The organism is Ornithinibacillus californiensis (assembly GCF_001038485.1).
Classification (GTDB): Bacteria; Bacillota; Bacilli; order Bacillales; family Amphibacillaceae; genus Ornithinibacillus; species Ornithinibacillus californiensis.
In genome coordinates, this window is the sequence record NZ_LDUE01000034.1 from 1 (window position 1) to 10,782 (window position 10,782).

A 10,782-nucleotide genomic window follows, 5' to 3' on the forward strand; every position below is an offset into this window, starting at 1 on the left:
TTATATTATGTAAGCCTTTACAATACAAATTAAGTAACGCAAATTTCGATGAGTGGAAACTTGCGATGCAAATTATTAGGGGGGACAAGAATGAAAATACTAAAATCGTTTTTCTTCTTATTTATTATTTTTGCTTTATTAACACTAGCTGCATGTTCTGGTGATGATTCAGATAACACCAACAACACTGACACCAATAATGAAGATACTACAAGCGAGGATACCAACGATGAAAAAATCACACTTAAACTTGGTATACAAAATGATAATACACCAGCAACACAGGCTGTTATTGATGCTTTTAACGCTAGCCAAGAAAAATATGTAGCAGAGTGGGATGCGTTAACAAATGACTCTGCACAAATGCATGATCAGCTTTTAAACTCCTTAAACAGCGGATCTAGCGAATACGATGTTCTTTCATTAGACGTAGTATGGGCTGGAGAGTTTGCTGGTGCAGGCTTTTTAGAACCAATTGATGTTTTTATGAATGATTCAGGGTTTAGTAAAGATCAATTCAATGCAGGTTCAATGGCTTCAGGAAATTATACAGGTAAGCAATATACACTACCTTTCTTCCCTGACTTAGGCCTACTATATTATCGAAGTGACATAGTAAGTGAAGAAGATGCCGCTAAATTGGACAGTGGTGACTACACATATGATGATTTATATGCAATGGCTGAGAAATATACTGGTGAAGGAGATACAAAATACGGCTTCCTTTATCAATCAAAACAATATGAGGGGCTTACTGTAAATGTTACCGAATTTACAAATGCATTTTCTGATATTCAGAGTGGTTTAGAGTCCATGTACAAATTTACTACCGCAGATTTTTCACCTAGTGACCTATTAAACTATACGGAAGCAGAAACACATACAAATTTTGAACAAGGTAATGCAGTATTTGCTCGTAACTGGCCATATCAGTTTGGGCGAATAAAAGGACAAGAAGAAGGTGTGACAGTATCTCTTGATCAAGTTGGTATTGCACCTCTACCAAATGGTGGTTCAGTCGGTGGATGGCTACTAGGAATCAATAAAAATTCCGAGAACATTGATGGTGCGTGGGCGTTCATCGAATTCGCAGCAAGTGAAGAAGGACAAAAAATCATGGCTACGGAGGGTGGATACCTACCTGGATTCAATGCATTGTTAGAGGATGAAGAAGTAGTTGCAGGAAACGAATTGCTTTCATATCCTGGCTTCCAAAATGCATTAGCTAACACCCTTGCTCGCCCAGTATCACCAGATTATAATGCTGTGTCCGATACGATACAAGTCGAAGCACATAAATACTTAAGCTCCGGTGACGGAATAGAAACCGCAGCAAGCTCAATCGAACAAGCTGCCAAAGCAGAATAATAGGTAATCTTTTAATTAGATAAAAACTCCTTATGATCCAATTCATAAGGAGTTTCCCTTTAAATAACGAAACGGAGTATGAACCTTTGAGAGGTGAAAACATTTGAAACAAAAACTAGGATTCAATGGATGGTTGTATTTACTTCCCACTCTAATTCTAATCGGTATATTTTCATTATGGCCAGTCATACAATCTGTCACCTACACATTGTTTGATTATAAGTTAAACGATCAACAGAAGTCTGGGTTATATCTAAATGAAAGGTTTAATACTGACCTATTTCATGAAACGGCATTATATATTGATTTATTTCTTTCAGAAGACTTAGCAAATATAACGAATAATGAAGACAAAGTAAGAGCAGAAGAAACGATTGAAGACGTTAAAAGTGTCTCCGCAGAGTATAAGGGTGTCGATGGTGTCATTGAGATTACAAGTGGACAACGAAACGAGATTGTTCGTTTATACGAAGATACGAAGGGCATCATATCGGAATTAACAGCGGAATATTCTTTAACCCACGGTGACAGTCTACCACTATTAGTAGAAGATTTTAATAAGAGTATTATTCCTTCCAATTTTATTGGCCTAGCAGCCTATAAAGAAGCAATTGGGGATAAACGAGTACATATCGCACTATGGAATACGATTTTGTTTACTGTTGTCTCCGTATCTATTGAACTGGTTCTCGGGTTAGGGCTTGCTTTAATCCTAAACAAAGCCATTAAAGGGCAAGGTTTGGTACGAACAACTTCCCTTATCCCATGGGCAATACCAACTGCAGTTGCAGCGTTGATGTGGAGTTATTTATATGATGGTTCAAGCGGGGTCGTAGCCCATTTCTTCGAGAATCTGGGTCTTATTAATCAATCGCAGGATTTATTGCTAAGCCAAGGTGGAGCAATGGTTTCTACTATTCTAGCAGATGTCTGGAAAACTACACCTTACATGGCACTACTATTACTGGCAGGACTTCAGAATATACCCGGTTCTTTGTACGAAGCAGCATCCATCGATGGGGCATCTAAATTTAAAAGCTTCTTTTCTGTTACTCTACCATTACTGAAATCATCTATTCTAGTTGCTCTACTGTTCCGTACGTTAGATGCTTTTCGAGTATTTGATCTAATCTTCGTTTTAACAGGTGGAGGTCCTGGTGGGGCAACGGAAACGATGTCCATCTATGCTTACAAAACAATGTTTGGACAAACAAACTTTGGTTATGGTTCTGTCGTTGTCATGATCATGTTTGTATGTGTAGCTATTATTGCTATGATCTTTGTGAGACTACTCGGTACGAATTTACTCGATCGCAATTAAGGAGGGAGTACCATGAAAACATCAAAAAGAAAATTATTATTATTGTTTAGTATTGTTGTAATCGGTTATCTATTTATTATGGTTTTTCCTTTTTTATGGATATTCATTACTTCCTTTAAAACTAGCGGCGAGATTTTTGGTACCGGTGCATTTAATATTATCCCAGAGGACCCTACCATCAAGAACTATATCACGATTTTATTCGAAAAAGGGATTTTAAGAGCTATATTTAATAGCTTTGTTGTTGCAATCTCGACAACAATTTATGTCATTTTTGTCGCATCTCTATGCGCTTATGCTATCTCACGCTTTCAGTTCAGAGGTAAGAGTATTTTACTAGGATTAGTTTTGGCCGTGTCGATGTTTCCACAAATGATTATCACTGGTCCCGTTTACAATTTATTTTATGATTTAGGTTGGTTAAATAGCTACTTTGTCATCCTGCCTTACTCTACCATCACTTTACCAATGGCAGTTTGGATTTTAGTTACACATTTCAATCAAATACCGTTAGCTCTAGAGGAATCGGCAAAAATCGATGGCGCAACTAGGGTGCAAACTTTAACAAAAATTGTATTTCCACTAGCAGCTCCAGGAGTTTTTACAACAGCTATCATCACCTTTATAGCTGCATGGAATGAGTTCCTATTGACAATAACCTTAAACACTGAATCAAATTACCATACCGTGCCTGTAGCAATTTCATTTTTACGAGATCAATTCTCTATCCTTTGGGGAGAAGTTGCAGCTGCAACAACGATTGTAACTATACCAACATTAATTATCGTATTAATTTTCCAAAGGCAGATTGTTTCAGGACTTACATCAGGTGGTGTGAAAGAGTAAAGTATGATGATAATTTTTTAGAAAGTCAAGGAGTGATACATCTTGTCGTGGAAGGTAAAATCTAATGCATTCGATCTCGATACATTATTAGTGGAAGAAAGTTTATTTTTTAATGGCAATGGTTATATAGGTATTCGTGGTAACTTAGAAGAAGGATTACCACCACATGCGAAAACGGTACAGGGCTCCTATATCAATGGGTTTCATGACATTGTGGAAATACCATACGGTGAAAAGCTATATGGATTTCCAGAAAATCAACAGAAATTACTTAATATTATTGACGCACAACGTCTTGAAATATGGGTTGGCAAGAATGGAGAAAGGGAAAAAGTCTCTCTTTTTTCTGGAGAAATACTACACTATGAGCGTATTCTTCATTTAGATCAAGGGATTACAGAACGAGTGTTACATTGGCGGTCAAGTCAAGGCATTGAAATTAAAATTAACTTTGTAAGATTAGTTTCTTTTAAAACTCGTGAGTTATTTCAGCAGTATGTGACTCTAACACCATTGAGCGAAAATATCCCCATACAGATTATTTCTCATGTAAATGGGGATGTGCAGAACTTTGCTGATCAAAGTGACCCACGTGTTGCTAGTGGTGATTCTAAGAGGTTAAAGATTAATAACCTAGCTTGGATAAAAGATAGTAGTTATGTAGAGGTAGAAGCACATACTTCGAAGTTACGGGCCGCAATGTTGTCCCATGTGAAAATTTCAGCATCGAATGCGTCCAATGAATATAAGCTGAGTGAAACGTCTATTCAAACAGTGATTAACTTCACCTTAACACAAGAAACTTTTATTGATAAACGAACATTTATTGGAGATTCATCACGATATGAGGATTTACAGAAGTCTTTGGTTTCAATTAAGGAAACCGTTTCACACCTACCTTATGAACAACTATTGAATCTTCAAAAGGAGTATGTGTCATCATTTTGGAAAAACACAGATGTTTTAATCGATGGTGATGAGTATATCCAAGAAGCAATTCGATTTAATTTATATCATCTGCTTCAGTCTGCTGGTCAGGATGGGAAAACAAGTATTGCCGCAAAAGGACTTTCAGGCGAAGGGTATGAAGGTCATTATTTCTGGGATACAGAGATATACCTTCTTCCTATGTTCACGCTAACTAATCCCAAGTTAGCAAGGAAACTATTATACTATCGTTACTCCATACTTGATTATGCTAGAAAAAGAGCTCTTGAAATGGGACATAGCAAAGGGGCTTTATATCCTTGGAGAACTATTACTGGAACAGAATGCTCTTCCTATTATCCAGCTGGTACAGCCCAATATCATATTAGTGCTGACATTGCCTACAGTTTTATTCAATACTACTTAGCAACCGATGACATCGATTTTTTAAAGGAATTTGGTGCAGAAGTAGTCATCGAGACAGCTAGGCTTTGGCTAGAAGTTGGTCATTATCAAGGTGGGTATTTTAAAATTGATACGGTAACAGGACCTGATGAGTATACGGCGATAGTAAATAACAACTATTACACCAATGTCATGGCGAAGTATAATTTGAATTGGGCTATAAAAGTTTATCAAATCTTACAAAAAGAAGATCCCAAGTATTGGCAACAACTGACAGATAAAATTTCTATTTCTACGTCTGAGTTGGCAGCAATGGAAAAGGCAGCTACCACCATGTATTTACCGATTAATCAAGATCTCAACATTAATCCACAAGATGATACATTTTTACAAAAGGAAATTTGGGATTTTGAAGGTACACCAGATGATGCCTATCCGTTATTATTGCACTATCATCCGTTAACAATTTATCGTTATCAGGTCTGTAAACAAGCGGATACAGTTCTTGCCCACTTTCTAGTTGAAGATGAACAATCAGAAGATATCATTAAGGACTCTTACGATTATTATGAAAAGATTACTACCCATGATTCCTCTCTTTCTTCGTGTGTATTCAGTATGATGGGAGCAAAAGTGGGCTATATAGAGAAGGCGTATGATTACTTTCTAGAAACTGCTAGATTAGATTTAGATAATTTACACGGTAATACGAAGGATGGACTCCATATGGCTAACATGGGTGGGACTTGGTTGGCAATTGTAGCAGGGTTTGGTGGGTTACGATTAAAGGAGAATGGCTTGTATTTTCGCCCACAGTTACCGAAAGCATGGAATGGCTACTCCTTCCATATTCAGTATAAAGGCCGCTTATTGTTAATCACGAATAATCACGATGGCTTCAAAGTCGAATTACTGTCAGGCGAATCTATTAATCTATATATATGGGGTAAAGAATACACCGTTACCAATAATTCTGCTGTTCTTTTAGCCTAATAACTTGGGATTGGAGTTGTTTATAGTGATTAAGGCTTTTATTCTTGACTTGGACGGTGTCATTACAGATACAGCAGACTTTCATTTTCAAGCCTGGAAAAAATGTGCTGCTAGCATCAATATTACATTAGACTCTACTTTTAATGAGCAATTAAAAGGCATCTCTAGACTAGAGTCACTAGAACGAATACTTCGCTCAGCTGGTAGACAAGATGACTTTACAGCCATTGAAAAAGAACAGTTAGCTAATGAAAAGAACAACTTTTATAAAAGCTTACTATTACAACTGACTCCAGACTATATCTTGCCAGGAATCCGCCAGTTACTAACGGATATAAAGGATGCAGGATATAAATTGGGATTAGCATCAGCTAGTAAAAATGCCCCCACAGTTTTAAGGGCACTTGAAATAGATGGTATATTTGATGGTATAGCAGACCCAAATAACGTCACTAATGGCAAGCCCGCACCAGACCTTTTCTTACAAGCAGCTGCAAAACTTGGGGTAAGGCCCGTCGAGTGTATAGCAATTGAAGATGCTAAAAGTGGGATTGAAGCAATAAATGAAGCAGGAATGTTCTCAGTCGGGGTTGGAGACAGGGCCTTTGTACAAGAAGCAGATTTTTTAACAAGTTCAACAAATGAATTATCTTTACACAGTTTAATAAAAGCATGGCAAAGAAAAAATGGTCCCGAATGAGGAAATAAAAGAAACTCACACGGTGTATCCGACTAGGGATAAGTGTGAGTTTCCTTAATTAATAGGATATCATCTCAGATAACACGTAATGATAAACTAGTTTCTCTGTATTAATAAGCGACTTTTCGTGTGTACGTTCAAAGGCATGAGAAGAATCAATTCCTGGTCCAATCAGACCATGGACAATATCATGACCAGACTTGATTGCTGCTGATGCATCTGATCCGTAATATGGATAAATATCTAGCTTGTAACCTATATTATTTTTCTCCGCTAATTCTACCAAGCGTTTTCTTAACCCATAATGATAAGGTCCACTAGCATCCTTCACACAGATAGAAACAGTATATTCATCCGTTGATTGTCCATCGCCCATAGCACCCATATCTACAGCTAGGTACTCAATTGTTTCCGGAGTTACATTAGAATTACCACCATAACCGATTTCTTCATTATTCGAAATAAGGAAGTGAGTTGTATACGGTAGAGTAACGTTTTCTTCCTTCAGCCGTTTAATTAACTGTAATAGAATTGCTACACTTGCTTTATCATCTAAATGACGTGATTTGATAAACCCATTATCGGTTATTTGAACACGAGGATCAAAGGATACAAAATCGCCTACTTCAATACCAAGTTCACGAACTGCTTCCGCATTATTCACTACGGCATCGATACGAACTTCCATATTGTCTTGATTTCGTTCCGCTTTACCCGCATCTTTGTACACATGTACGGAAGTTTGACGCATAAGAATCGTACCAGTAATTACTTCTCCACTAGAAGTGTGGATTTCACAATATTCTCCTTCGATAGAGTTATAGCGAAAACCACCAATTAGGTCTAGTTTAAGACGCCCATTGCTTTTTACTTCCTTAACCATTGCACCTAGTGTATCGACATGTGCCGTTAGCATACGGTGCTCATCATTTTTTTCACCTGGAAGAGTTGCGATTAAGCCACCCTTACGATTACGTTTTGTTTCTACGTTTAATCTACTTAAGAATTCCTCAGCAAATTGAATCACATTGGATGTGAAGCCAGTTGGACTCGGTATGGATACCAATTGTTTAATTAATTCCTTCGTTTCTTGAACATTCGGATATGTAGTCAAGGTCAAGCTCCTCTCAAAAAATACTTACTATTATCTTAACGCTAAAATCTCATGTTGAACAGAAAATAACTTCAAAAAAACAGCAAAATGATGCACGATCATTCTGCTGCTTCTGTTTTGTTTTCATTTCTTTTCCAGGCACCCAATCCGCCTTTTACATTGTAAATTTGGGTGAATCCTTTTCTTTTTAATACCCTTGCCGCTTTCGAACTTCTAAGACCACTCTGACAAATAACTACTATATCCTTGGACTTATCCAATTCCGTTAACCGTTGTGTTAGTTCATAGAGTGGGATATTACGAAAAGGCTTTTGATGATTTCGATTGTATTCCCCAGGTGTCCGAACATCGATCAACTGAACATGTTTTTCTTGAAGTTTATCCTTCGCATCCATTGTCGTGATGTTCTTAATTCCCTTCACTGGCATAAATCTCGTAACGATTAAGATAACTATTAAAATAATAATCAACCATTCATGAAATCCCATTATACCCATTCCCTTTGTCATTATTGATTTCATTATAAAGGAAATTTAGATAGAAACAAACTACTATAGCCCATTAACTCCTATTCATTTTCAATTAAAACTATCAAACTATAATCTTATGTTACTTCACGAACTAATAAGAAGAGGCTATCTGGAACAGCGTTACTCATCCTTCATATAGCCTCTTAAACTTACTAGATACTTTCTATTAATGCCTTTCTCTCCTGCTGGACACGTTCTAGTTTTCCTTGTAAGTTTGATAGCTCATCTTGTAATTTTCTTATGATACTTCTAACCTTAGATAAATTATCTCGAACTTGATCTTTTGAATTAGTTATTCTCCCCTGAACCATCCAATCAACGATTAAACCATCGAAGAAAAAGTCTGCAAATTTTAGTAATCCTGATACATCCATATCCACATGGACCATTTCATTAATATCTAGTAATTCCTTTTGAAAGGTTCTCATTCTAGATTGTGCAATATGAATATGTCCAGAGGCGTCATCCATTTTACTATGTTTAATCGCACTAGAGATCATGCCACCACCAAACATATCGACAGTACCCCAAGTCGAAGCTGAGTTTAATGAACTTTCGGCGTTGATAAGAGCATTCTTCGCACCTTCACCTGCACTGATTGCTTCATTAATTTCCTTAATGTACGCCTGAATATCCCCTTCTTGCTCACTTAAACGATACAACTCATTTGCATAGTTGGAGTTACTTTCCATAATAAACTGTTCTTTTTTCTCTAACAGTTCTTTATATGTACGCTCACTATTTTTCACTTCACCCAATTTCTTCAGTACATCCATCATTGAGTCATTAATCTCATTCCTAGTCTTTTCTGCCTCTTCCAATTGTAACTGAACAGCTAAAACCTCTCGATTTTCCTTATCTAGTTTTTCATACTTTGTACCAGAAATAGTTGAGAAAAAATTAGCAATAGTAAAGCCTTCTAGCTTTTTTACATCGGCCTTTTCTTCTCTTAATTGTCTTTTTAATTGACCGGTGGTAAATTCTATATTCGAAAGTTCCTCTCGAAAGTCATTAAGTTGCAAATTTAGTTTCTTTTTTCTATGAAGTTCACTTTTTACATGGACTAGTTGTTCATTTAATTCTTGGTACATATTAAATCCCCCTTATTACTGTCTATTATTCATACGAATGAATCAAGCAAAGGTTTCACTCGAACAAAGGAAAAGGAGTGTCTCCAGATAGAGCACTCCCCTTCTTTTATGGTTCTACGTCAAATGTTGGGGTGGTGACATTAGTCGCCACCTCATCCTATATGCACACCAACATCTTTATACTGTCTTGCCAATAAGATTTTCGCTCTAAATCGCTTAAAACTTCTAAATCCATATGCATTTCTCTTTATCACTTTAGTAGTATTATTTATACCTTCCAAAAAACCGTTAGAATAGTCGTATGCAAAGCTATTCAGTATTTCTATCTGCCAGTTTTGAAAGGTTTTAATGGCACTTATCATTTCAGGTATCTCCGCGTCGATTACCTTTTTATAGAAAGACTGTAGGTTTTCTTTCACTAGGGAGATGTGTTCTTTCCCCATAAGCTTCGCTTCCTCAAACCATTCTCGATAAGCTTCCTTTAATTCATACGCTACTTTCAGTTCATCTGACATACTTAAGTATCTTTCTAAGTGCCACTGCTCATCATCTTTTAAACGGCCCTTTGCTTTATGAAATACATACTTCATTCGCTTACATTTCTTACGATCATAGTCATGAAAGTCTTTTTGAACTCGTCTTCTCACGCGGTCTAATCCCCAGTAGATATAGCGACAAAAGTGAAAACGGTCAGCTACAATAATAGGTTTACCTAATGCGTTCTGAACAGCTGCCTTGAAAGCTGGACTCATGTCCATAATGACAACTTCTACTTTTGCCCCATGTTTTTGGAGATACTGTTTAATGGTTTTTTTATAGCGATTTGGGAGAATATCTAATGGTTGTTTCGTGATACCATCCGCAATAATTAACTGATATTTACCCTCTTTTGTATCACCTTTATATTCGTCAATCGCTATGACGGAAGGAAGTGAGTTTACCTCTTTAATCTCCGTTTCCGCTAATTGGTCAAAACGTCTAACAATGGTTGTTGCCGAGGAGCCATATGTTTCTCCTACCTCTTTAAAAGTTTTTGCTTTGATGGATCGGATAGAGACCGCTTGATTCCATTCCACGGAAGTGCGTTGATATCGTTCTACGAAGCCGTTTTCTTCAGAAAATCGTTTTCCACAGGAAGGGCAACTATAACGTCTGCGCTTATACCATAGTTGAGTCATTCTTTCGAACCATTTCAGATGTTTTACTTTTTGGTATCGATAGTCATGTATGCGTTCGGTTTCCTCTCCACATCGCGGACAACTATGTGGCTTACGCTCCATTTCCACATAAACTTCTACCTTCCCATCTCGCTCTACTAAATTTGTTACGTTACAGTCTTTTAATCCTGGCATATTCATGATAAAATCCATTTACACGCATCCCCATTCTTTATCTTGTTTCTCGTCAATTCAAGTATAAAAGAATGTTTGGGGTGCGTGTACTTTTTTTCTGAATTTTATTGAAACCCCAACAAATATTATAGAGCC

General features: G+C 37.0%; 9 protein-coding genes. 5 read left to right on the forward strand and 4 right to left on the reverse strand.

Translation table 11 applies throughout. From position 1 onward, the window contains the following. The first annotated feature begins 90 nt into the window (after positions 1–90). From TE34_RS07810 to pgmB, 5 genes are all read left to right on the forward strand, one after another. A complete protein-coding gene (locus TE34_RS07810) occupies positions 91–1,368 on the forward strand; it encodes an extracellular solute-binding protein (protein WP_047984264.1) in 1,278 nt (425 codons plus the stop codon). Positions 1,369–1,471: 103 nt separating this feature from the next. Further along, the gene (locus TE34_RS07815) at positions 1,472–2,689 is read left to right on the forward strand and encodes a carbohydrate ABC transporter permease (RefSeq protein WP_047984265.1); all 1,218 of its coding nucleotides are present in this window, start codon (positions 1,472–1,474) and stop codon (positions 2,687–2,689) included. 12 nt (positions 2,690–2,701) lie between these two features. Continuing rightward, positions 2,702–3,535: a carbohydrate ABC transporter permease gene (locus TE34_RS07820; protein ID WP_047984266.1), complete on the forward strand. Its 834-nt coding sequence runs from the start codon at positions 2,702–2,704 to the stop codon at positions 3,533–3,535. Positions 3,536–3,577: 42 nt separating this feature from the next. Then, positions 3,578–5,860, forward strand: coding sequence for a glycoside hydrolase family 65 protein (locus TE34_RS07825; protein ID WP_047984267.1), 2,283 nt, complete (start codon positions 3,578–3,580; stop codon positions 5,858–5,860). 28 nt (positions 5,861–5,888) lie between these two features. After that, a complete protein-coding gene (gene pgmB, locus TE34_RS07830) occupies positions 5,889–6,560 on the forward strand; it encodes a beta-phosphoglucomutase (RefSeq protein ID WP_047984271.1) in 672 nt (223 codons plus the stop codon). Positions 6,561–6,618: 58 nt separating this feature from the next. On the opposite strand, the gene TE34_RS07835 is transcribed toward pgmB, so the two are convergent. The 4 genes from TE34_RS07835 to TE34_RS07850 form a co-directional block, all read right to left on the reverse strand. Then, positions 6,619–7,674, reverse strand: coding sequence for a M42 family metallopeptidase (locus TE34_RS07835; RefSeq protein ID WP_047984268.1), 1,056 nt, complete (start codon positions 7,672–7,674; stop codon positions 6,619–6,621). A 98-nt stretch (positions 7,675–7,772) separates the two neighbouring features. Further along, positions 7,773–8,162, reverse strand: coding sequence for a rhodanese-like domain-containing protein (locus TE34_RS07840; RefSeq protein WP_047984269.1), 390 nt, complete (start codon positions 8,160–8,162; stop codon positions 7,773–7,775). Between the two features lie 194 nt (positions 8,163–8,356). Further along, positions 8,357–9,295, reverse strand: coding sequence for a coiled-coil domain-containing protein (locus tag TE34_RS07845; protein WP_047984270.1), 939 nt, complete (start codon positions 9,293–9,295; stop codon positions 8,357–8,359). A gap of 152 nt (positions 9,296–9,447) precedes the next feature. After that, entirely contained in the window at positions 9,448–10,665 is a 1,218-nt protein-coding gene (locus TE34_RS07850) for an ISL3 family transposase (protein WP_047983024.1), read from the reverse strand. Positions 10,666–10,782 lie beyond the last annotated feature (117 nt).

What these genes read in the sequence shown, in the direction of transcription:
- TE34_RS07810 (WP_047984264.1), top strand. Translation starts at nt 91, where the DNA reads ATGAAAATACTAAAATCGTTTTTCTTCTTATTTATTATTTTTGCTTTA.
- TE34_RS07820 (WP_047984266.1), top strand. Translation starts at nt 2,702, where the DNA reads ATGAAAACATCAAAAAGAAAATTATTATTATTGTTTAGTATTGTTGTA.
- TE34_RS07840 (WP_047984269.1), bottom strand. Translation starts at nt 8,162, where the DNA reads ATGGGATTTCATGAATGGTTGATTATTATTTTAATAGTTATCTTAATC.
- TE34_RS07845 (WP_047984270.1), bottom strand. Translation starts at nt 9,295, where the DNA reads ATGTACCAAGAATTAAATGAACAACTAGTCCATGTAAAAAGTGAACTT.
- TE34_RS07850 (WP_047983024.1), bottom strand. Translation starts at nt 10,665, where the DNA reads ATGGATTTTATCATGAATATGCCAGGATTAAAAGACTGTAACGTAACA.